This is a genomic window from Aurantibacter crassamenti, assembly GCF_016811105.1.
GTDB lineage: Bacteria > Bacteroidota > Bacteroidia > Flavobacteriales > Flavobacteriaceae > Aurantibacter_A > Aurantibacter_A crassamenti.
Window position 1 is genome coordinate 791,618 of the sequence record NZ_JAFBGM010000001.1, and the last position, 24,251, is coordinate 815,868.

16 protein-coding genes are annotated in these 24,251 nt (G+C 33.1%); 6 read left to right on the plus strand and 10 right to left on the minus strand.

Annotation, left to right across the window (positions count from 1 at the left end; all coding sequences use genetic code 11):
• The first annotated feature begins 2 nt into the window (after positions 1 to 2).
• The 6 genes from JQC67_RS03310 (at position 3) to JQC67_RS03335 (ending at position 3,353) form a co-directional block, all read left to right on the plus strand.
• Complete coding sequence (locus JQC67_RS03310; RefSeq protein ID WP_203251442.1) at positions 3 to 782, plus strand: hypothetical protein; 780 nt, start codon at positions 3 to 5, stop codon at positions 780 to 782.
• Positions 783 to 854: 72 nt separating this feature from the next.
• Complete coding sequence (locus JQC67_RS03315) at positions 855 to 1,142, plus strand: helix-turn-helix domain-containing protein (protein WP_203251443.1); 288 nt, start codon at positions 855 to 857, stop codon at positions 1,140 to 1,142.
• A 1-nt stretch (position 1,143) separates the two neighbouring features.
• Entirely contained in the window at positions 1,144 to 1,806 is a 663-nt protein-coding gene (locus JQC67_RS03320; RefSeq protein ID WP_203251444.1) for a hypothetical protein, read from the plus strand.
• Complete coding sequence (locus tag JQC67_RS03325) at positions 1,763 to 2,542, plus strand: P-loop NTPase family protein (protein ID WP_203251445.1); 780 nt, start codon at positions 1,763 to 1,765, stop codon at positions 2,540 to 2,542. Before JQC67_RS03320 ends, JQC67_RS03325 begins: the two co-directional genes overlap by 44 nt.
• A 51-nt stretch (positions 2,543 to 2,593) precedes the next feature.
• Positions 2,594 to 3,004, plus strand: a complete 411-nt coding sequence (locus JQC67_RS03330) for a hypothetical protein (RefSeq protein ID WP_203251446.1) — start codon at positions 2,594 to 2,596, stop codon at positions 3,002 to 3,004.
• A 25-nt stretch (positions 3,005 to 3,029) separates the two neighbouring features.
• Complete coding sequence (locus tag JQC67_RS03335; RefSeq protein ID WP_203251447.1) at positions 3,030 to 3,353, plus strand: helix-turn-helix domain-containing protein; 324 nt, start codon at positions 3,030 to 3,032, stop codon at positions 3,351 to 3,353.
• On the opposite strand, the gene brxL is transcribed toward JQC67_RS03335, so the two are convergent.
• From brxL to JQC67_RS03385, 10 genes are all read right to left on the minus strand, one after another.
• Positions 3,354 to 5,357, minus strand: coding sequence for a BREX system Lon protease-like protein BrxL (gene brxL, locus JQC67_RS03340; protein ID WP_203251448.1), 2,004 nt, complete (start codon positions 5,355 to 5,357; stop codon positions 3,354 to 3,356). It abuts the gene before it with no gap.
• A gap of 5 nt (positions 5,358 to 5,362) precedes the next feature.
• A complete protein-coding gene (gene pglZ, locus JQC67_RS03345; RefSeq protein WP_203251449.1) occupies positions 5,363 to 7,861 on the minus strand; it encodes a BREX-1 system phosphatase PglZ type A in 2,499 nt (832 codons plus the stop codon).
• Positions 7,862 to 7,865: 4 nt separating this feature from the next.
• On the minus strand, positions 7,866 to 9,419 hold the full coding sequence (locus JQC67_RS03350; protein ID WP_203251450.1) for a S1 RNA-binding domain-containing protein: 1,554 nt from the start codon (positions 9,417 to 9,419) through the stop codon (positions 7,866 to 7,868).
• Positions 9,409 to 12,390 (minus strand): NERD domain-containing protein, encoded by a 2,982-nt coding sequence (locus JQC67_RS03355; protein WP_203251451.1) that lies wholly within the window; start codon positions 12,388 to 12,390, stop codon positions 9,409 to 9,411. Before JQC67_RS03355 ends, JQC67_RS03350 begins: the two co-directional genes overlap by 11 nt.
• Positions 12,391 to 12,393: 3 nt before the next feature.
• Positions 12,394 to 15,786, minus strand: coding sequence for a BREX-1 system adenine-specific DNA-methyltransferase PglX (gene pglX / locus JQC67_RS03360; RefSeq protein WP_203251452.1), 3,393 nt, complete (start codon positions 15,784 to 15,786; stop codon positions 12,394 to 12,396).
• Positions 15,787 to 15,852: 66 nt separating this feature from the next.
• Positions 15,853 to 19,350 (minus strand): BREX-1 system adenine-specific DNA-methyltransferase PglX, encoded by a 3,498-nt coding sequence (gene pglX / locus JQC67_RS03365; protein WP_203251453.1) that lies wholly within the window; start codon positions 19,348 to 19,350, stop codon positions 15,853 to 15,855.
• A complete protein-coding gene (brxC, locus tag JQC67_RS03370; protein ID WP_203251454.1) occupies positions 19,351 to 22,833 on the minus strand; it encodes a BREX system P-loop protein BrxC in 3,483 nt (1,160 codons plus the stop codon). It abuts the gene before it with no gap.
• Entirely contained in the window at positions 22,830 to 23,414 is a 585-nt protein-coding gene (locus JQC67_RS03375) for a DUF1788 domain-containing protein (protein WP_203251455.1), read from the minus strand. The genes brxC and JQC67_RS03375 overlap by 4 nt, the downstream gene beginning before the upstream one ends.
• Positions 23,415 to 23,416: 2 nt before the next feature.
• Positions 23,417 to 24,019, minus strand: coding sequence for a DUF1819 family protein (locus tag JQC67_RS03380; RefSeq protein WP_203251456.1), 603 nt, complete (start codon positions 24,017 to 24,019; stop codon positions 23,417 to 23,419).
• Position 24,020: 1 nt separating this feature from the next.
• Positions 24,021 to 24,197: a helix-turn-helix transcriptional regulator gene (locus JQC67_RS03385; RefSeq protein ID WP_203251457.1), complete on the minus strand. Its 177-nt coding sequence runs from the start codon at positions 24,195 to 24,197 to the stop codon at positions 24,021 to 24,023.
• Positions 24,198 to 24,251: the final 54 nt, after the last annotated feature.

A 24,251-nucleotide genomic window follows, 5' to 3' on the forward strand; every position in this document is an offset into this window, starting at 1 on the left:
TTATGCAATTAGATAAATATACTTTTGCCGTTGATGTAATTTCTTTTAAAGAAAGAAAAAGCGACAATACATTGCCGCCACCCTACTTTTTAAAAAACTACAACTTCTACGAACCGAAGCTCGAAGATGATTTCTACTACATGTACTTCTTAAATGAATTGTTATTCTCTCATTCCATTCTAGAAATAGAAGATTTTCTAAATACTCAATTCAATGCTTCACAAAATAGAACTCGATTTATAAAAATTTTAAATTTTTTGGTTCTACCAGCTATTGACAAAATTGTTGAAAATGCGAAAAATTCAATCGTGTTTGGAGGGCCTGAAATTAAAGCTAAAGAGTATGATGACGGTTTTATTGAATTTCAGGGGGTTATAAAAAATACCTCGTATAGCTTCGAGTTTTTTTATAATATAACATTTAATGAAAAACTAAAAAAAGATTTAGAAAAAAGGAAGACAATCATTGAAACTTTTATAATAGAAAAACAGAGTTTGAATGCAGAAAGAAATGTTTTAAAATGGATAGGCAAACCTAGTCATTTGGCCTACGTAATAAGAAAATTGGTTGATGAAGGTTACATTGAAGCACCTCAAAAGTTGAATAAAGAAATAAATTTCACAGAGCTAAGCCGGCAAATAATTAACTCATTTAATGTAAAGAGTCCTAAAGAAAATACTTTAAGATCATATTCGAGTGTTGAAACTCAACAATACCAAGATTTAGATATAAAATTCACAAAAGAAGGGTTTCATATACCCGATTCGGGTTCTGTAAGTTAGTTATCGATAAGTACTGATAACTGCAATCGTAGTTATAACAAATAGTTTTGAGCGTCATTAAAATATAATAAAATGGACTCAAAGCAGATTCAACTAATACAAATAACAGTAGACCAATTCGCTGAACAGCTATCTTACCATTTAAATAAGAGAGAGAAATCTATTTTCGAAAATCAAATCAAAACTCAACCCGCACCAGAGGAACTACTAACTGTTGAAGAGACTATTAAACTATTAAAATGTTCTAAACAAGCACTTTGGAACTGGAGAAAGAATGGAATTTTACCTAGCTATCGCCTTGGCAATCGTGTCTATTATAAGAAGAGTGACATTTTCAACAAATTAATAAAGCAAGAATAGTATGAAAGGCTTTATTAAATTATCTAGAGAACTAACAGATTGGGAATGGTATCAAGATTCCACAGCTTGTAGACTATACATTCACCTAAAACTTCGCGCTAATTATACTGATAAAAAATGGCAAGGCACTCTAGTAAAACGTGGGCAATTAATTAGCTCAAACGAAAATTTGGCTCGTGATTTAAACCTATCATTTCAACAAATTAGAACGGGAATTAAAAAATTGAAATCTAGCGGATATATCACAACCCAAACAACAAACAAATTTACGCTGATTACCATTGTAGATTATGAAGAAACACAAGCGCGATACGCGCCAACTAACATGCTAACAAACACTCTTGCAACAAACAAGCAACAATCAACTAACAAAAAAATAACAACAACTAAAGAAAGTAAGAATTTAAAAGAAAAAAATATAGAAACAATAAAAGTGCGTAAGCAAAATTTTAAAAACGATGTTTTTAAACACTCCAATTTTTCAAATGAAATATTAAAGGGCTTTTTTACATACTGGTCTGAATTCGATTCAAAATCCAATAAATTGAGATTTGAAAAACAAATTGCATTTGAAATTAAAATTCGACTAAACAGTTGGAAGAAAAATGAGTTAAAATGGAATGATAATTCAAGCAGAAAAAAAAGCATATCATCCAACAGATAATTTTATACAAATGGAACGACAATTAGAAGTCAAAAAGCTAAATCAAATAACACCAATAATATACCCACTTCATAAATCAAAAAGTACAAGTAAAGAACATGAAACTATTGACAAAAATTATCTCTGGTTAATTTTTAAACAATACTTTAAAATTATATCCGGTAGAGCGTTTAAAGAAACCAAGGAATCTATAAATAATATAAGTGCTGTTTTTTACTACTTCTTAAGGGATGAATCTTTTAACTATCATCCTAATGTCAAAATGGAATTATCAAAACCAAGTTTTGATAAAGGTCTTCTAATTATCGGAGATTACGGTATCGGTAAGACCGATTGTATGAAAGCACTAGAACTATGCCTTAAACAAATCAAAAAAAATAGATTTAAAATATATAGCACAAATGAAATAGTACAGAAATTTGAAATTTGTACTTCTTCTTTTGACAAACAAAATTTTTATAATCAGATGAAACTAGGAACTGATCTTTATGATGATTTAACTACAGAAAGATTGGCTAGTAATTTTGGTCGTGTCAACATTATGAAAGAAATATTTGAAGAGCGTTATAATCATAGAAAACTCACACATGCTATCGCAAATTATCATGAGGAATATAAAAATGATGTAGAAGCTGCTTTAGAGAATTTAGGTACATTTTACGGCAATCGATTCTATGATCGAATCTTCGAAATGTTCAATATTGTTGTTTTTACCGGGAAAAGTATGAGAAGATGAAAGGTAAAATTAAACTTATTTTAACCCATTAGAGATAAAAAAGTACGTAATATGGAAAGGTTTTGTAAATATTGCAATGAAATTTTCAACCCTAGAAGAAAGAATCATATCTACTGCTGTTCTAGTTGTAAAACCTTGGCCAGCTATAAGCGCAACCAATATAAATATGTGTCTGGTCATTATCAAAAGAATGAAATTGTACCTTCAGAAAAGATTAATGATTCACTAATTGAGCAAAAAAATATTACCGCTTCTATTCCTAAAGTAGCTAATGATAAAAATAGGGTTAATTTTAATTCCGTCGCAAATTCGGTCATTGGAAATTTAGCCGCAGATAGTCTTTCTTATGGTCTAAAAAAAGCATTCGCACCAAATAGTATTCCCGCTACAAAAGAAGACATCTTGGCGCTTCAGAAAGATATCAACCAACTTAAACTTTTATTAAAGGTTAGAACTCATTAATTTGGCGAACATTATAAATATAATTATGGAAAACCCATTCGAAAGAATTGATAAACGATTACAGCGTATAGAAATCTTATTAGAAAAATTAGTAGACAACCAATCAGAAAATCTGCAGGAAAATAACAAACCTATGAATACGAAAGATCTCAGCATTTACTTGAGTCTATCAGTTTACACTATTTATGGGCTAACACACAGTCGTACAATACCTTTTATTAAAAAAGGAAAGCGATTATATTTTGAAAAGGAAGCAATAGATAAATGGTTGAGTCAGGGTAGACAACTAACAAATGTAGGTCTCAATAAAAAAGCAGATGAATATCTTTCTAGAAATCCGCTTCGATAATTATGTTTTCAAAAACGTCAACTCACAAGCTTTACAAACACGTTTCTCCTGTATATACTCATTGATATCATACCAGCCACCTGTCTTTTGCCAAATATCTAAACCTCGACCTAAAACTATTTTCCAACCGTTATTCATCTCAATTGAACGGTCGTGTATATAATCATCAAATTCGTATGAAAATATAATACCCATTGATTCTAGTGAATAGCGCATCTGTTCAAAAGCATCCTTCGCATTCTCAATATAGTCTTCATTATTACTGGTAATTAAATGAAGTTTCACATCGATATCTGGGTCTTTCTTTTCACTGATTAACTTAGCAAGCTCCATAAAATTACGTAGTTGATAAGGCAGTCTCACATATGGATCTGTGATTTTAATATCAGTGGCATTTAACAAGTAAGCTCCAAATAAATTATCATATGAAATACCCGATTGGTTATCTCTAATAATTTTCTGCCCTGGCTCCAATTCTAACCTGAATTCCTCGACGTTCTTTATTTCTATATTGTCGACAGGCTCTTCCTTTTTCTGAACAGTTTTGACTTTATTTTCAACGTCTTCTAAGGTGGTTATTTCAAAATTCTCTCCTGTTGCTATACTAACATAACTAAAATTAACCTCCTCGAATGTTTCGTCCATTTTACGAAGTTGATCTTTTACCCTTTTCCTATTTTCAATAGAAAAGTCTAATATCTCTTTTGCATCAGATTCGGTATAGTTATCATCTGGATAAATAACCTTAATCAAGCCGGCAAATGTCTTGGCTATAGAAGTTTTGTCTCTAGTGGTTATTGTACTTGAAAGTTCAAAGAACTTAGTATAATCATGAGTTCTATCTTCTTTTCTTAAATTCTTAAGAATCTCAGCTAGGTAATCAACTATAAATCCGTATTCTGAAGTAAACATTTCATTTCGCAACTTCTGAACCTCCCATCCAGGTAAATAACCATGCATACGGTCAAGAAAAGCCGTATCATAGTAATCCTTAGGCAAAGCCTCAAAAAGATCACTATGCTTCATCATATAAGCTACAGAGTGATCTGTGTTACCTACAAACACCATTGATGCTGAAGCACCATAAACTTGTGTACCCCTAGAGAAGGATTTATTTGCCATGTAGTTTTTCATGATATCAACTAAACCTCTATCTACACGTTTAGTTTTTCCCGCAAATTCATCATAAGCCACAACATCCCAGTAGCCTACCAGACCTATTTCACCAGAACTATTATTGACGAACAACTTGGCTTTAGATACTTCACCCCCAGAGATTAAAATACCATGAGGTGACATTTCAGAATATATATGAGACTTCCCTGTTCCTTTCGGACCTAATTCGATAAGGTTATAATTGTTTTCTACGAAAGGGACAAGCCTCGTTAATTGCAATAATTTAGAGCGAAATGTAAACTCTTCTGGGTTTAAGCCTATAGATTGTAATAAAACGTCCATCCATTCCTCTTTTTCGAAATGTTGACGAACATCTTTGTATTCTTGCACATCTACATTTGAAACCTGTATGGGTTTTAGGCTTTCTACCATCCATGGCGTATGATCTCTTTCATCTGAAGGAAAATAACCCAAAGTTAAAATACACCAAACACCACTTGACAATAGTTTTTGATGTTCTTTAATTATGGCATCAGCTATAGGAACTCGGTTTAAACCTAAATTAGCAAAAGACGCTTCGTATCTATCTTGTCTGTCATTAAGTTGAACTGCAACTTTATCAATAATCCTATGCGAACCTTTTTCTCGAATTGTAGATTTTATAATTTGAGACTCATCACGATGAACAAAATGTTTTGCAATTATATTCTTTACGGTCTCAACACCTTCCTTGATAGTGTCTTCATCGTCAGTAGCGCAATATTGCCCCAATAAATACTCTAAAACATAAGTAGGAACAATAGCATTTCCCTTTACCAATTTGGTTAAATCCTTGCGGACTACCTTGCCAGCAAAGTGTTCATTTATTTTTAGATTAAGTATGTTCATAGGTTTTAAAATTCATCAAAGTCATTAGTGAAAGAAATATTTAGCGTATAATAATACTCTTTATATACTCTCCATTTGTTAGCTCTGTCCATTGGTTCTTCCAACAACAACTTCACACGTTGGTTTTTATATTTTCCACTTGCTTGGGCTGTTAACTGAAATCTGTTCTTTACTTCTCGTTGTCTTTGATTTTCTTCTTTGATATCGAACGTATAAGTAAATTGATCACTAAGTAAAGTGCCATCTTCTGCTACAATTGAAGCCTTTATTTTTCTTTCAAGAATCGCATCACTTACTACATTGGTTTGAATGAAGGAAACCGCAAGTAAGTTAGTTGTAATCTTATCTGTAGATTTAATAATATCTATTTCTACTTGTGCTGTAGTATCTTGACGTTTTATATTCACCTTAATTACAGGTGTTACAATCTCTTGTAAAGATGCTCCACCATGAATAAATTTAGATCCTGACCCCTTTACTTTTAGCCTATTAATTGATTTAGGAATTAAAGCATTTCCCTCAGATGTTAGCCCCAATTCTTTATGGGTAAATGCTTTTAATGCATTACTTCCAGACAAATCTTTGCCAAGTATAAATCTCCTATTCATCTTATCAACTTCGCCTTTTACATCAACAGTCGTAAAATCACTTTCCTCTAATATTTTGTGCTGATATAGAAATCCATGATCAGCCGTTACAATCATATTATAACCATTCATATTATAAATCTTCTTCAATACATCTTTAATGAAACTTAATTCGGTTTCTACAGCCTCAAAAACCTTATCCTGAGAGGTTGTATCATCTCCCGTATCATCTATATGATTATGGTAGATATAAATAACATCATACTGTTTTACAAAATCTCTTCCCGTAGTATTCGCCTTAAACTTCATAAAATCTTCAGCCAAAATAGCGGTACATCTTGCATCGGTATTCTCGGATAATATTTTAGAACGTGCAGTAACACCAATAGAATTTAAATTATCTACTAAAACCTGATCTGTCCCTTCTTTAATAGCTAAATTTTCATGTGGCAACAAGGAAGCCATACCCAATTGGGTATATGAAGGTAATGATGTTATAGTTCCTTCAATTTCGCTTTCATATCTATTCTCTTTTATTAAGAGTTCTGTTAATTCAACACCGCATTCATAACGTAATGCATCTGATATAATAACAAACACACGTTGCTTTTTATCTATATAAGGCTGTACATGTTTTTTAAAAAATTGTCTTTGACTAAAGCTGTCTTTTACAGACCAAGATTTTAAACTATCAATTACTAATTGCCATTTATCATTATAATGTAACAACCAATCATTGGTATACAATTTTTCTATCTTCTCAGCTAAATCTGACAGTATGCTATCCTGATTCGTTTTTCGATAATTTAGTATAAATTTTCTGTAGAGATAATCTATTTGATACAACTTAGAAGTATATTGTTGCAACCCATCTTCAAGAGATTTGAAGTCTACCTTTAACTGTTTTATCTCGCTCTGTAAATGCGATGCATATGATACAGATTCATAGAAAGACTTAAAATGCGGCTCGTACCAAAAAGTATGCTCTCTTTGTTTTATGAAGTTTTGTAAAGCATCATTTGATATTTCATTTGCAATTAATCGTTGAACAAGATCATGAATAATTTTCTTATCGGTCAACTTAAATAATTCGTCGGTAACAGCCTTTTCTAATGGTAAAGTGTTAAGAACATTTTCGATTTGTAAGTCCTCTGTTATTTGAGTTGAAATTTGATCAAAACCATCCCTATACATTATAGTATCTTTCCATAAAGACAGTAGCAACCTAGTTTCTTTTGAAAGCTTTGATTTTTCTTTTAGATTAAAATTATCGGAAAATGCCTCAAGTAGAAAATCGTATATTGATGGAGCGTCACTTTTATAATTAAATTTATTACCTATTTCAGTCCAATAAAATTCTGATAGCTCATATCGTTCAAGATCTCTCTGTAACCTTTCATTTCCATTTGAAAATGCTGTACCATGGGCATGAATAAAAGTGTTCAGATTAACATAATCGGTATTTAATGTAACTGCTACCATTTTGTATCGAATGTCATTGTGAGAGTCTCCTTTACCCAATAACTCTTTAAGTTTATCTACTCTTTCTTTCGATTTAAAAAACAGAATATGTTTAGCTGCCAATTCCTTAAAACTATATTCTAAACCAAGTTCTTGAAGTATTATAGCTTCTTGGTCTGTGTAAAATATGTGGTAAGCTAGTTCCAAATCTAATAACCAATTTTCATTTGGCTTTGGTTTTGGCTGATTAGAGTATACCAGAAATTTAGAATCAGAAGTATTAGAAGTTATCTTATGCTTTATTTCAAATTCATTTCTTTGAATATGACATTTCTCAACACCTTCTATTACCAATTCATCAAAACTCTCCTTTAGTTCATCGCGTTCGTCATACCAAAATATCACATTGTGGCTTTGAAATTTTTTTGCTAATGCTTCTTGTATTTTAATACTCATGTTCTTATTCCGTTATCTTTAAGCTTAAACCTTTTTCAGTTTCTTTAATAATGTAAGCTTTAACAGTATTACCCACCTCATAAATATCTTTAAAATTCTTTGGCAAAGTGGTTTGATGCGCTAATCCTGTTTTACCATTCTCTAAATCTATAAACAATCCGAAATCAACAATATTTTGGATTTTACCTTTAAACGTTAGACCAACTAATGCTCCTGATGGCATACTTAATTCAGTTTTTACTAATTCCAATACTTTTACTGCCTCTGCAGATTTACCTTTTTCTGAACCCTGACCTTCATAAAAAGCTACTTTCGCATTCAATAAAGGTGCTAAGTTGCGAACAGATTTTACCAAATCGCTTTTCCCGAAAAAATATTGAAACCCTGCGTCATCTTTAAGAAAACCACTTTTGCCATTACCATGAATAACCGTAATGGCACCTTTAATTTGAATTCTGTCTTTATATTTTTCTTGTACCAAAAAAGCATTCAATAGTTTTTGCTGTTCTCTAATAGATGCTGCTTCTTGTAATTCAATTTTGTAGTAATCAAATATTTTCTGATAATCTTGTTTTACTTTCCATTCATTTTCTTTTAATATTGAAGCAATCATTTTAGCAAAAACTACCCCCTCATCTGTTCTAGCTAGTTTATTTAAAATTCTTGCCTGTAAATAATAGAGGTTAATCAAGTACTTAGCATCATTGCCAAGCAAGGCACTATCAATAGAAAATTGCCATGCCTTTTTATAATCATCTTGTTCAAAATAAAGCTCTGCCAAATCTCTGTAGAGAAACCATTTTGAACCGCCTTCTCTACTTTCCACCAATTCTTTGAAAATAGCTTCACTTTCTTCTTGCACCCCTAAATGTTCTAAACTCAATGCCTTTCTCATAGGAAACCAAATCTCATTACTAAAATGAAATTTATCTATGGTTTCTAAAGCTGTATTACACGCCTCTTTACAATCTTCAAAGCGCTCTAGCTTTAATAATGCTTTGGTCTTTAAACCATAGTATTTTTCATAAGGCGAGGCTTTTTCTATTGTACCCCTTGTTTTATGCTCGTAAGTTTCTACCTCTTTAGATAGTTTGTTTGGGTCTAAAAATTCCAGATAGCTTAGTATTCTTTCTCCGTTAAAAATTCCTTTTGCAAAGGCGTCTAAGGTTTTAAAAACTACAATGGTAAATGCACAAGGAAATTTTGAATTCTCCTGCATGTTTTGCTGCCTTAACATTTTTAAGGTCTCCTCAAATTGCCAAAGATTATCTAAAATTTCTCGTTCGCTTTTTCCCTTAAAAAAACGATCATAAATATACCACCCAGAAATGCCCGTTACCATTTCGTCTTCTGGAAATGCTTGTAACAAATCTTTAACCATTGAGAAATGGTCTTTAGCAGGTAAAGCCCTTACACATTGCACACAACGTAAGGCATCAAAACGATTAAATGACTCTCTGTGTTCGGTCCAGATTTTTTGGTATAACACTAGAGCTTCATCAGGTTTAGATTCCCTGATTGCGTTGGCTTGTTCTTCTATTTCCTTTCTAGTTTCCATCTAATAAAAATTCGTGTAAAACAATGCCCATATCTAATTCTGTTTTCTTCAGAACTTTTATGTGTGAGAACATTCCTTTACCGTTATAAAATAAACCAAATTGAATTTTGCCTTTCTCCGTACTTAAAGTAAATCTATCTTGATAATCATATGCACCTACCCAATTAAGATTCCAATCATTATTTTGACATTTTTCAAATAGTTCTCTATAAATTTCTTTTCTAAAATCATCTTCGAGTGCTTCCAAACTCAATTCTTCTTCTATTACCTCTTCTACAGGGCTCAAACAAGCAATTGCAGCAGCTATTTGTTCATCTATACCCAATCCACTTTTTTCCGGACGTATTGAGCTTACCTCTCCTTTTAAGTTATTATTAAAAAGCATAACAAAAGGCTGTTGTGTATCTGGCATTAAATAATGTGCCTTAGTCAAATAGTCACCTGATGATTTCACCTTCTGTAATACAAAACCATGCAGCTCCCAGAATTCTGAATACTTACCAATTACAGCTTTGCAATTATCATGTTGCACCTCTTCTAAAAACTTTCCAATATTATCAGGAATACTGTAAGAATCAAGTACTATAGCCATTTTAGTTTGCTGACTAGTATTAGTCCACGACACTTCTGATTTATCATCGAACAAGCAGTCCATAAAAGGATTTATTTCAACCGGATTGTGAACATATATTTGATTTTTAGCAGATGAGATACCTGAATATACCCAACGGAAATAATCTTCATTTAAAACACCTTTATTTTCCCCATGGTCTGGATGAATAATAACATCTTCAAAATTCATGCCTACCGCTTTGTGTACTGTAATACACCAACCGTAAGTGGCTTCAATAGCATTTAAAAAAGGATTTCTTTTAACGATGTAATCTCGTATTCCCTCACTATATTTTTTTAGGTATTCTTTTTCTATTTTCCGTAATGTTATCTTTGATTTATCTAACTTTCCCTTTACTCGCTCCCCCTGTTGTAATTGTTGCTCTAATTCTTTTATAGAAATGTTTATCTCTAAAAAACGAGAGTCTTGCAGTAATTTTTTATAAGTATTTGAAGATTTAAAAGGATGTTGCTTTTTAAATTCTGCTATGCATTGGTTTAAATATATTCTAAAAGCTATTTGCTCATCTCGAGTTAACTCACCTGCATTTTCTAAATAATTTTTAAAGACCCAAACATCAGTCTCTAATTTAGATTCAAGACTTAAACATTTTACACGAATCTTAATAAAGCTTAAAGTTACCGCTGTTGCATTTTTACGAGTGATAAGCTTACTTTCTACCTCTTGTGCATCTAATACTAAAACATACATGCCATTATATAAACGAGTTGCTTTTTCAAAACCGTTTACGTCAGGTACCCATACATTATTATTTAAGAGCAAAATATCACCACTGCTTAGGTATTCACCATTATTAATCACTTTATTTTTTATATGAAGATTAGCTCTATAAGCATCTTGTCTTTTATAAAAAAGCACCGTGTTACCTAACACTGTATTTGGTGTATGGTGAAACCATTTTTCATATATAGGAAGCAGTTCTTCAATATCAATTTTTTCTAAATTTGCCGACCAATGATATCGTAATCTGTTATATTGATTCTTTTCTATAGCATTGGCTAACTGTAATCGCTGATGGTCTACCTCATTTTTTGGGATTGTTCTTAATGGAACTCTGTAATGATACAAGTCACCGTTAAACAAGGTTTCTAAATGGGGAACTGAAATGGCTATTTCCGTAGACTTACCAAAGGTTAATGAATAAGGGTCTCCCATACAAATCAACTTGCGAGAAGTGCCTTCTAAATCTAAAAATTGTAACAAATCATTTAATAGTCTACCAGTGCCAAATCTTAAAAAATCTGACTGATGCAAACTAGAACCAATAAAATGAGCATCTTGTAATAATATTAATGCCTTATCGTCAATATTATTATCTGATCTTAGACCTACTACATCCATTAATTCTTTGATGTTCTCTATATCATCGGCAACCTCTATTTCTGTCTCATCTTCTTCTTGATCACCACTACTTTCTTTACCTCCATAAATAACAGTATATAAACTATATGGATCTAAGCCGCTACGCTGTTTTACTCTTCTACGAATTCTTGAAGAATGAACCCACGTTTCTATCTGTGGCACCTTAAATTTAGAAGCGTTCATTAGAATATAATGCATCCAGGCATCGCGGGTGGTATGATCCATAGACTCTAACACCAAAATACCCGAACCTTCTTTTTCTAAAAAAGCATGAATGTGTTCTAATTCTCCTCCGTCAACTTTTACTACTTTAGAAGAATTGTCATCTTGTTCTACCTCTTCTACCTCGTCTTCTATATAAGAGTCCCAAATTGGAGTCGGAAATTGTTTTTTTAAAGCATTTGCAACTTCTACAGAATACGTGTTGTCACTAGTATATATATTCTTTAAGAAACCTAATAAATTGCGCTCATCTTCTATGTGATAAAATGGGTATTTACCATGTACCAAACCCTCCAATTCTATAGGTCCTGAAAATAAATTAAGCGCACCTATAACCTTGAAATTTAGTTTCTTTCTTAAGGTAATATCAGTTTGGATAATACTTTTCATTTCATTACGGTATCGCTCTAGCTGTCTAAAAGGATTTTTGTGATAACTACCAGCCTTAACTATAATGCGTTCTTTGTCTTCTGGCGTATCTATATACCAAGGGGCTTCCCTAAAAGAAGCATTATCTGCTGGTAACGGTATTTGACCACTAAAATTTTTAAAATCAAGAACAAGTAAACCATACGGATACAATAATATGGCGTCTGCCCTAAAATATTGAAAGTTTTCAGATTCTGGATTTCCGATAAATAAACCGTCCCAACCTTGTTTCTCAAAAAAAGGAATTAAAAGATTGACCACCCTTCTAAATTGTTTGTTTTCTTGAGGGTTCTTTGTTTTTATAAATCGTATTTCCAGTCCCATAGGCTATCTTATTTCACTTGTTTCAATCCAATCAAACTTCCTTACTTTTTCCTTTGCTTTTTTATCGTTTAAACCTGACACTGGTTTTATGACTTCACCAAACTTATTGTAGTTCACCAACACACCATCATCTAAATCTATAGCGATACGCTCTGTTGCTATTTTAAATAATTCGCGGTCATATTCTTGAAGTTCTAGTAGTACTTTGTTGATACGTGCCTGCTCTTTTTCTGCCGTAACTTTTTCGCGGTCTGTACCCACGTTTTTAACGTGCTCTAATTGCTCGTTTTGTGCCTTTAACTTTTCCTGATACTCTTTTAGATAGCCATTGAGTATGGTATTTAAGGTGTCTGGAGTGTAGCGATGCATATATATTAATGCATTAAACGCACCAGAAGGTGAAGAGAACATCCAGTAAATAGGGCGTTTTTTATAACGCTTTACGTGGTCCGTATAAAATGTTTTTAAGAAATACTTACGTGTATCGCCAACGCTATCTTCTACAAAGGCAAGATTTTTATCAAAGTTTTGCTTGCCAAAGGTGGCTTTTAAAAAGGCGTAGAAACGATTTACAATATCATCTTCAAACCACTCGTTATCTAGTATTGGGATTACATTATCATCATCTGGTAAAAAAGATACTTCCTCCTCTTTAAGTATTACAGCTTTAAGGTAATCTTCTAATGTTTCCCCTTGATTGGCTAATATTAAACCTGGTTTATCTAAACTATAACGCCCAAACATACAGCCTACTGCATAGCTAATAAACTGCGCCATAATTTCGCTTTCGCGAAATACTAGTACATCTTTTTTAATTGTAGTTTCTTCTTTTAAAATGGTAATATCTTTTAATGGCACATCTGGTGTTAACTCCTCTTGTAAACCATAGATATCTATAAATTGACGATTGAGTTCTTCTTCGTTTTTATGCAACTCAAAAAACTTGTTTTGCCAGTATTGGCAATAGCTATCGTAGGCTTCTTCTATATCTTGACCGCTGATGCGAATGAGTTCGTTTTGTTGGAAATCCCACGAGGTTTCTCGTGAGTTCCATTCAATTTTTGATATTTCAACATTTTTCTGACTCAAATTAAAAACAATTTCACTAAAGAACTGAGTAAGGTAAGGTAGCTTATTAAAATACCCTACGTGAAAATGCATTGTAGGATTTAATAATTGAGCCAGTTCAGTAGTTATTTTTAAATTTGCGAATGCCATCATACAATACTTCCATTTTAAATCCATTCCAAAAGCTGAATGAGCACAAGCATCATTAATAAAGCCTTCTTCATAAAATCTGAATGCATTTTTAGACGAAGTAATATCACTCCAGCTTATTGACTCCTTGAAGTGATATTTTGGATTTCTTATTACAGAAAGTTGCTTTCCTTTTTTGTTAGTAAAATTCCTGATTTCATCACCATTATTTTGCCAATTAAGATAATGTGATTGATTTCCATACCATTTTCTATATGCACCTCCTTTATTGTACTTAAACCAAACATTATTAAGTTTATCTTGTTGAACCTCAGACCAAATACGTAAAAATCTTTGGTTGTAGGCTGTGGCAAGTCCTTGCTTTGCTTCAGCTAAATCCCCCAAACTTGGATTTTTATCAATTAAGTTATAAATAACCTCATTTAACCAATACCCTATAGGGTTACCCGGTATCTTTTTAAAATCCTGTTGATTAGTATTGTAAAACCAATCACAATCATTGTTCGATATAGCTTCTAAGGTTTTTGGTTTTTGGTTTTCTACTCCTTTAAAATCCGAAAGGCGCACATAACTACCATAATAACCTTGAATAAATGAATTTCTAAGAACAAAAGTGGCAATAGGTACAACCGCAGGGCCAAAAGCATTATATTCCAATTGCACTAAATTGTTAATTGTTTTATTCTGTATTACGTAGCCTCTCAACCATTCATATGATGATAAAAACATCCAAACGTATGGACAGATAAAACCAATTAAACCATCATTCTTTGTTAAACTTGTAGCTTGCGTCAAAAAACAGGCAAACAAATCTGACTTTGTATCTTTAAACTCTTTTTCTACGTATTGTTTTAAAGAACCTTCCATATAAGATGAATTTAAATACGGTGGATTTGTTACTACTAAATCATACTTACCTCCCAGAAGATTGGCTTGTTTTTTTAGTTGTATTTGTTCCTGTGCAAATAAAGAAGTTTCATCAACTATTATTTCATCTACTTCTTTTTGAGTGATTTTTATAAGTGAACCTAAAACCTTAGCATTATCAAATTTGGGATGAGAAGATATGTTTTGAAAGGCTGTTATATTAGGAATAACCTCTTTTTTTAAAAACCGCCGATGTGCATTTCGGCCTTTCATCATTAAAGCAAAACCTGCTAATTGTGCTGCTCTATCGTCTATATCTATTCCGTAAAGGTTTTTTGTGATAATTAATTCAGGTATTTCTATTGGGTTGTAACCCTCTTCTTCATATATTTTATAAAAGATATCAAACGCATAACAAAGTACGTGAGCAGAACCAACACAAGGGTCGAAAAACGTAATATCTTCAATTGATTTTACTTTACGTGATGGAATTAATTCAGGGTTATGTGGCTGAATATAAAACTCTAAACTATTTGTAATGTTTGTATTTGGTCTCGCTTCCTTCCATAGTTGTCCTAAAGTGTTATCAACCATATATTGTACAATCCATCTCGGCGTAAATAACTGGGTAACAGGTGCTATTTCTTCAGCTTTATATATTTTTTTAGCGTTGATTAATTCATCTTTCTTTTCGGAAATATAAAACTGATACAACCAACCTAAAATTTCAACTTCTTCACAATCTTCAGGTTGCATTCCAACTCTTATATCTTCGATAATGGAAAAGCTAGAAATTAAGTCGTCTGGTAATAATAACTCTGCATAGTCATCTATCTTTTCAAATAGAAAAGGAAACACTTCATTTAAGTGATTACAAGCACCAACTAATAGGGCTGCATATGCTTCATTCTGCGCATCTGCACTTGGTATTCTGCCATCCAATACATCATAAATATGCTGGTGTTTTACGGGCAACTCTTCAGGTATGTTACCTTGTTTGGCTTCTTGTAAAATAGCAGGTAACGTACCATCCTTTATTGGACTTACGATAGAAGTACCTAGCGGTTCATAGCCATTAACATCCATAAAACGCAACGCCACAAAACGGTTAAACCACGTATAAGCTACGGTGTCTATAACATCTGTTTTAGAAGTTTTATTAATAGCTTCCTGAAGCTTTTTTAAATGGCCAGCTTTTTCACGTAAGACAACACTATCGCTGGTTAGTACCTTCTCTAGTTTAGCTCCTATTTGGTCTAAGAGTTTTATACGTGCTTCTTGTGCAAAGCGTTTTAGTTGGTTGGTATTCATTTATTTTAAGTTGATCTTGATATTTTTATATTCTTTAATCATTCTGTTTGTTATAAGATAATTTTCTTAGTTTATTTCGGTTGCATCTATCCAATCAAACTTCTTCACTTTGTCTTTTGCCTTTTTATCATTTAAGCCTGAAACCGATTTAATGACATTACCAAACTTATTATAGTTAACCAACACACCTTCGTCTAGATCGATAGCGATACGCTCGGTTGCTATTTTAAATAACTCACGGTCGTATTCCTGTAATTCTATAAGTACTTTATTAATACGTGCTTGTTCTTTTTCTGCACTTACTTTTTCGCGGTCTGTACCGACATTTTTAACGTGTTCTAATTGGGTGTCTTGTGCTTTTAGTTTTTCTTGGTATTCTTTTAAATACCCATTAAGCATAGTATTTAATGTGTCTGGTGTGTAGCGATGCATATAAATTAATGCATTAAACGCACCAGAAGGCGAAGAGAATAACCAATAAATAGGACGTTTTTTATAACGCTTTACGTGGTCCGTATAAAATGTTTTTAAGAAATACTTACGTGTATCGCCAACGCTATCTTCTACAAAGGCAAGGTTTTTATCAAAGTTTTGCTTGCCAAATGTGGCTTTTAAAAAGGCGTAGAAACGATTTACAATATCATCTTCAAACCACTCGTTATCTAGTACTGGGATTACATTATCATCATCTGGTAAAAAAGATACTTCCTCTTCTTTTAATGTTACAGCTTTAAGGTAATCTTCTAATGTTTCTCCTTGGTTCGCCAAAATTAAACCTGGCTTATCTAAACTATAACGTCCAAACATACAACCTACTGCATAACTAATAAATTGCGCCATAATTTCACTTTCGCAAAAGTTTAACTGACCATCTTCTATTTTAGCCTCATCTTTAAGTATAGTAATATCTTCTAAAGGTACATCTGGTGTTAGCTCATCTTGTAAACCATAGATGTCTATAAATTGACGGTTGAGTTCTTCTTCGTTTTTATGCAGCTCAAAGAATTTGTTTTGCCAATATTGGCAATAGCTATCATAAGCTTCTTCCAGGTCTTGACCTTGTAGGCGGATTAGTTCGTTTTGTTGAAAATCCCAAGAGGTTTCTCTTGAGTTCCACTCTTTCTCTGAAATTACCAAACAAAAATTTGTCGTGTTATTTATAATTTCACTTTGAGTATATTCTGGATAAGGAATTTTATTAATGTATCCCGATTCAAAAGATGGAGATACGGCCTGAAATTGTTCAGATACTACACTGTTTAAGTACCCTAATAATGATAAGTCTATAGCATTTTTAAATGGTAAAGACTGACCGGAATTGGAGAAAATCATTCCGCTTTTGTAGTATCTAAAGCTAGTTCTATTTGTCGAAATTACAGTCCAAGTAATCCCATTTTGGAAATAATCAATTTCATTTGATATTTTCCATCCTAAATTTTCCCAACTGAGTTGAGGGTATTTTTTTAAAGTTCGTTTCTTCACTTCAAATCCATCTTTTTCCCAGTTGATTACGTACTCATTGTTACCAAACCATTTTCTATATTTTCCGCCCTTTTGATATTTAACCCATTTCAAGTCAACTTGAGCATATTCAATCTCCATCCAGAAGCGTAAGAATCTATCATTATCACCAGAACGCATTCCAATTCTAGCTTTTTTTGATTCCTTTACAGAGTTATTATCGTACATATCAAAAAGTTTCCTAGATATCCAAAATGCCATAAACATTAACGGAAGCTTACTAAACCGCTTAGTATCTGTTATGTAAAATTGATTATTTGAAATACAATTTAGTAATTCCAATCTCTTGCTCTCAGAATCTTTAATGTCAGAAAGATTTAGATAGTTACTTTCTTGTTTTTGGTTAGAATTAATTAGAACAAAAGAAGAATTCTTGACAACTTCCCCTTTTATTTCCGGAAATGTATGAGAACCTAATAATATACAATTATCTATATTGATATTTTCTATAATATATTTTCTTAGAAGTAGATATTCCTTTTGGAACATCCAAGATTGCTGATTTATCATTCCTAAAAAGCCAAAAGCTATCAAGCTATTTAACCCAGCTTCTACAAAGCAAGCGCTTAGATCACCTTTGCTTTTTGGATAATTTTTTTTAACAAACTCAGATAATGACTCATTCATATTGCCACTACCCATATATGGTGGGTTATCTACCACACAATGGTATTTTTGCGATAGTGCACTTAATTGTACAATGGCTTGTAATATGCCTCTTAAATTGTGGGTTTGAAAAAGGTCAGCACTATTGGCTTTAGTTTCTAAAGAAGCTCTTGTTTTTTCTAAGTCTTTTAAAGTGGTGTTTGGTATAATAAGCGACCCTAAATTGGTCGCTTGTTGCATTGTTTTTAAATCATACAACAACGATTCACTTAAGATTTCATCTACCGCTTTAAATGTTGCTTTAATCTCATCCTCAGTTACTTTTAAATCTTCATAACAAAAAATATTAGGGCTAATATCTTTTTTAAATACACGGCGGTAATATTGCCTCGCTCTTAACATTAATGCTAAGCCTGCCAATTGTGCTGCACGTGTATCTATCTCAAACCCGTGAAGGTTTTTTTCAATAATGAGTTTTGGTATGTCACTCTCATTATACCCTTGTTCTTCATAGATTTTAGAAAGTAACTCAAAACCATAAACCAATATGTGACCACTACCACAGGCTTGGTCTAATAAAGTAATATCTTCTACACTATCTATTTTAAGATAATCGTCCGTAGTATCAGTAGGCGATTCAATAAAATAAGGCATATGGTCGCGTAGCTTAGATTTTGGGTTGTTTTGCAGCCACAATTTCCCTACGGTGTTTTGCACCATATATTCAACAATCCAACGTGGTGTAAACAATTGCGTAGCTGCTGGAATATCTTCCTTTTTTACTTTGCCTTTGCTTGCAAATACTTCATCTTTTTTTTCTGAGATATAAAACTGGTACAACCAACCTATGATTTCCACTTCTGCACAATCATCGGTAGTCATGCCATCACGGACATCTTGTAGAATAGAAAATTGGGAAATTAAATCGTCTGGCAATAATAACTCCGTATAGTCATCTATCTTTTCAAATAGAAAAGGCAGTGTCTCGCTTAAATGATTACAAGCCCCAACCAGCAAAGCTGCATAGGCTTCATTCTGCGCATCTGTACTTGATATTTTACCATCAAGAAGGTCATAAATACGCTGTTGGTTTACCTTTAAATCTTCTGGTATACCACCTTGTTTGGCTTCTTGTAAAATAGCGGGTAATGTACCACCTTCTACCGGACTTACAATAGAAATACCCAAAGGCTCATACCCATTAACGTCCATAAAGCGTAACGCCACAAAACGGTTAAACCAGGTATATGCAACCGTATCTATAACTTCCTGCTTAGAGGTTTTATTAATAGCCTCTTGCAGCTTTTTTAAATGACCAGCTTTTTCTCGCAAGGCAACACTATCAGAAGTTAATACCTTCTCTAGTTTAGCACCAATTTGGTCTATCAATTTTATACGTGCTTCTTGAGCAAAGCGTTTAAGTTGGTTGGTATTCATCTACTTTAGGTTAATTTTAATATTCTCCTTAATTCGCTTTAAATAAGCCTCTCGTAATACCTCTACATACTCGTTTACATCTTCTTCTGTAACTAGTTCGTTCTTATCAAAATCTACATGAATTTGTGAACGTCTCATGTATTTTGCAACCGGTTCTGCTGCTTTACCTTCTTCCTTTTTAGGAGCAGCCATATTCGCCATAAGGTTCAAGGCATCTGTATGAATTTCAGATAATTGCTGTTTTGATTGGCGAATGTTAGCTATAAAGCGCTCATTGGTAATAGCGCCCTTTTTATATGATAATGAACTAATGACTTTTTCTTGCTTTTCTGTATCTAATTTACCAAACACAGGTCGTTTAGTAATGTCATTTAAATATTCTTCCACTTCTTTTGCAAAGGCAGACTTCTCATCTGCTATAAGATCTAATACTTTCTTTGAAAGCTCATCTTTTGCAGCTTTTGCCAACTGTACACCATTGCCTTTGTACGGTGTGTTGCTTTCTACTAAGGTTTTAAGTGTTTCCAACTCATCACTTTGTATATAATCAAAGTTTGCCGTGTTGCCTTCTAATAGTGCTTTTACATCATCATAAATATTGCACTGCTCACCATTCATAAATCGTTGAATAGGAGAGAGCAAGTCTTCTTTGGTATCTAATAATTCATCTTCAAAATCAGATAGGCTTGTAATAAAATAACTGTATTCTTTTTTAGACCACCTGCCTAATTTTTCTGAGAAAGGTTCTAAGCTTTTAAGAAATGGATAAGACTGCTTGCGTGCCAATAGTTGATCTACGGTAATGCGCATCTGTATCAATTTATCTTTAAATGCAGAGGCTACATCTTTAGCTTCACGTAAAGAACAGGTCTCATCAAAAGCATCTTTGTAAGTTTCCTTAAGCTTTTTAACTGCCGTAACATCAAAAGTAGCTTGGGGGTCTAAAATGGTATTACCATGATAAGAACTATTAAGCAAGGCATTTAAAAATTGTTCATCTTCCAGTAAATTAGAATCTTGCTTTGCTTCAATTTTACCTCTTTTATACAGTTTTGCTGTTATCGTCCATATGGCATTTGGGTACCAGCCATATGGCTTTTTTATAAACTCGTTCTTCAAATCATTAAGCGTTGTACGATCACTTCGCTTTTTTCGCTTTAAAATCTCACTTAGAATTTCCCCCTCCGCTTCTGACATGCTGGTATCATCATCCGTGAACAGCGCATCTGGAGTAGTGCGAATGGTATTTTTTACTGTATCCTCAGAAAAAGAAACAGATTTCAACATTCTTAAATTAGGATACACAACTGCCACCAGCTGTTGAAAGGCGTTAATTACTCTAGTTTTACCATCACTAGAAGCGGTCATTTCTAATTTACTCCCGTTTAGATACACCTTAGACTCTCCTAAAGCCTTATTAGCCATTAGAATTAGGTTCTTCTTTCTAGTTACGTTTTGCATTGACTTTTCTTGAAGAATACGTGCTACTTGTGGTCTGGTACCAGAACCTCTGTTCTGCATTTCATATTTAGCCGTTTTAATATACATTCTAACATCGCGCATAAAAGTAGCATTAGATGCCAGAACTAGCTTCATACCTGTACTACCCATAGTTTGGGATTGTATAAAGGCTTCGTTGTCGTAATCTTGGTAATTATCAGTAATTATTTCTATTTCCAACTCCTTCTCCCTACCAAAGAAATTACCGTCTATTTTACTGGTAAAATCGTAGTCTTGTTTGTTTTCTAGATATTTAATTCTGTTAACACCAATAATTTCATCAAATAGAATGTCTTTGAGCAGCTGAGTTATGGCTTGATCATCAATAATGGTATTCTTAATTTCTTCCTCAACATCTTTCTCGTCATCAGTTAAGAACTCGTAAATATCCCCATTACGCTGCACATAACTTTGATTTTCGAGCAAGGTCAACGCATTATCAACAAGTATTTCGTGCGCCTTTAAATCAACATTAATATCATCAATAAGCAAAACGGAAACATTACGTTTTGTTGTTTTAAAATTGCCGAAGTATTTCACAAGAAATAAGGCTTTGAGCACCTTAATCGCAAAACGGTCATCTAGTTGTTTTTCGGCAAGAATAATAGATTGCTGAATTTCGCCACGTAACTCATTACGTATACCCTCAAACATTAAATCAAAACTGACCAATGCATTCTTATCTCGTTCTTGAATAGCTTGAATTACTTGTTGGAAAACACCAAGCATTGAACGTTCTCCTACCGAAGCATGTTTACCTTGAAAAGCATTATGGTTGGATAAGGCAATTCTACATTGCTGAAACAAATCGAACTGATATGGCACAAACGGAAATTTGTTTGCGAAGTCTGTATTATCCTTATACCCTTTAAACTGGACACCTGCCTCTGAAAAGGATAATAATGATTTTAAATGCGGACCATTCTTTTTGTGCTCGTTGGCTAAGTCTTCTTGAGCTTTGTCGTTTTTATCGAGCAAACGTTTTTCGATAACCTCATCTACGTTAGCTGAAGTAAGCGGGACCTTAATTTTAAAACGTGCCTGAATACGGGAAAAGTCATTTTGTTGACTTCTATTCATATCCCCTACAACCGTTTCCATATCCTCTTGCGAGGTTACGAGAATCCAAGAATTGCCCTTTGTTTTAGTAGCCAGTGTTTCTGCAATTGTTTGAAGGTTAAGCATCAACTTAGTGTTGTCGCTTATGTATTGCCCTACTTCATCTACAAAGAAATTTAATCGAAACCCTTTAGGTTTTGAGTCTATATAGGTTTTTACACGATTACAAAAATCTTCAATAGACTGCTTGTTTTTATCCTCTAGCTCATCAAGAATATTCTCATATTTGTCTGCGCTTTCATTAAATATCGTTCCAAGAATATCTTTCACTTCTAAAACAAAATATTCTAAACGATCAACTTCCCAAGTAACTCCGTTTACTTTCTCATACTCCGTTTTAAACGCGTCATATTTTCCTTTTCCATCTAACCACATTTCAAATTCCGCTACGTGCGGCTGAAATCCATAATACCCTAAATGGTCATAGAAAACCTTATAAAATACAGAAAGAATGGCATTGGCATCTTCTTTACTGGTAATCTGTGCCTGTTGGTCAATATTAAACAATACAGACTCTGAAGGTATGCGGGTGGCATTTAAAATGTCACCTCTTAGCATTTCATCGTTCTCAACTTTCTCAGCAAACAGCTCACCAGATTTCCACCCGTCATGTTCTTTATTCTCTAGAACATAAGACAATATTTTTAACAAGTGAGATTTACCACTACCAAAGAAACCAGAGATCCAAACACCATTTGCCCCAGCGTAATCATTATAAGCCTGGAAAAAATCTCTTATCTTTTTACCAATCTCATTAGTAACAACATACTCTGTAACTTCTGTTGAAATATTATCACGGTCATCTGCCTTGATCACTGTTTCAATAGCACGACCTATAGGTTTTTCAAAATATTGTTTGATCATAGTTTAGCTTCTATTTTATCCATGTTAAATGCACGGTAATAATTATCGTCTTTTAATAAACCAAAAAGGTTTAAAGTGTGACCGTTATAATCCCCAGGAAAGAAAGCCACCGTAGGTGCTTCTTTTGCTATGTTTTGAAGATTGTTAAGCACATTATGTGATCTTATAAAGGGGAACACTAAACCAATTCCTGTTAAGAAATACACTTTAGCATTATTAGATTCAATTTTTTGTTTTATTAATGGCATCAGAACCTGATGCATATTTAGAGAAGATTGCAAAGCGCTTAAAAACTTGTCTTTCGATCTAGCTTTTTCAACTTTGAACATACGTTCCATACCGCCTTTAGCCTCTAAAATCTCACAAACAAGGTCATAAAGATTTAGTTCTAAAACGGTAACTCCTTTGTTTTCTAATTTCTTTTTTAAAAGTCGAACTTCTTCTCTACAACGAAGCTCCTCTTCTGCTTTATAAGTTGAAATAAAAAAGGGTATTTCACCCCCTAATGATTCCTTATTCAAAAAATTAGTAGAAGAGATAACATTAAATAAGTGCTCGAATTTTTGTGTAGTACTACTCATTGTTATGCTTTCATGTTTTGAATATCAAAATCGCTAAATAGGAAAATCTTGAACAAATCAGGATTATCATTAAGAATAGCATTTCTTGTCTCAGATTCTATCATTTGTGGTTGTATCATTCTTGATCTAACATTATCTATTAGCCCTGCTTGTTCTAAAATTTTAAAAGTCACTTGCCTAACCTTATTCTGTGTTACCTCTGATAGTTCATACATTTCTTGGTTTTCTTCTGCCTTTCTTCTAAAGAAAGATAAATAGTCACCTAAAGTGATTTCATAATCATAAACAAGGTATTTCTCTCTTACCACCTCTAAAACAAAGTCACGTATGAATCTATAATATTTACAAGCTGCTACGAATGCAATTTCATTTTGAGTTTTAAAACTTCCATTTAACAAAGCTTCTTTTTGAACCCTAGTTAAACACTCACTCCATTTTTGCATCTCAACATACATACGCTTACCTGTTGATCGCTTACCCATACCCAAAGCAAGTTCAATATCCTCATCCTTATTACCATCTAAATATTCAACTACCGAAACAAAAGCTCTGGTTCTCAATGATGAGGCGGTGAATGAAAATCTATATTTCTTTTCCGCTACCATATTAGTCAGTTAATTGATTGAGAGGTATATCTAAAACCTGACTTATTTTTTGGTAGTTCTTGAGACTAGGTTCGCTTTTTTCTTTCACCCAGTTACTCACAGAAACTTCACTCACACCAATCTTATTGGCTAACCATTTTTGTTTTACTCCTTTTGATCTTAGTACTTCCTTTAGCATACGCTCTTTAATTAAAATTAAAGTTTCCCTTCATATCAAATATAAAGTTATGCT

Coding starts and splice junctions, on each gene's coding strand:
- JQC67_RS03320 (WP_203251444.1), top strand. CDS start 1,144: ATGAAAGGCTTTATTAAATTATCTAGAGAACTAACAGATTGGGAATGG.
- JQC67_RS03310 (WP_203251442.1), top strand. CDS start 3: ATGCAATTAGATAAATATACTTTTGCCGTTGATGTAATTTCTTTTAAA.
- JQC67_RS03355 (WP_203251451.1), bottom strand. CDS start 12,390: ATGGGACTGGAAATACGATTTATAAAAACAAAGAACCCTCAAGAAAAC.
- pglX (WP_203251453.1), bottom strand. CDS start 19,350: ATGAATACCAACCAACTTAAACGCTTTGCTCAAGAAGCACGTATAAAA.
- JQC67_RS03375 (WP_203251455.1), bottom strand. CDS start 23,414: ATGAGTAGTACTACACAAAAATTCGAGCACTTATTTAATGTTATCTCT.
- JQC67_RS03380 (WP_203251456.1), bottom strand. CDS start 24,019: ATGGTAGCGGAAAAGAAATATAGATTTTCATTCACCGCCTCATCATTG.
- brxL (WP_203251448.1), bottom strand. CDS start 5,357: ATGAACATACTTAATCTAAAAATAAATGAACACTTTGCTGGCAAGGTA.
- JQC67_RS03330 (WP_203251446.1), top strand. CDS start 2,594: ATGGAAAGGTTTTGTAAATATTGCAATGAAATTTTCAACCCTAGAAGA.
- JQC67_RS03335 (WP_203251447.1), top strand. CDS start 3,030: ATGGAAAACCCATTCGAAAGAATTGATAAACGATTACAGCGTATAGAA.
- pglX (WP_203251452.1), bottom strand. CDS start 15,786: ATGAATACCAACCAACTAAAACGCTTTGCACAAGAAGCACGTATAAAA.
- brxC (WP_203251454.1), bottom strand. CDS start 22,833: ATGATCAAACAATATTTTGAAAAACCTATAGGTCGTGCTATTGAAACA.
- JQC67_RS03385 (WP_203251457.1), bottom strand. CDS start 24,197: ATGCTAAAGGAAGTACTAAGATCAAAAGGAGTAAAACAAAAATGGTTA.
- pglZ (WP_203251449.1), bottom strand. CDS start 7,861: ATGAGTATTAAAATACAAGAAGCATTAGCAAAAAAATTTCAAAGCCAC.
- JQC67_RS03325 (WP_203251445.1), top strand. CDS start 1,763: ATGATAATTCAAGCAGAAAAAAAAGCATATCATCCAACAGATAATTTT.
- JQC67_RS03315 (WP_203251443.1), top strand. CDS start 855: ATGGACTCAAAGCAGATTCAACTAATACAAATAACAGTAGACCAATTC.
- JQC67_RS03350 (WP_203251450.1), bottom strand. CDS start 9,419: ATGGAAACTAGAAAGGAAATAGAAGAACAAGCCAACGCAATCAGGGAA.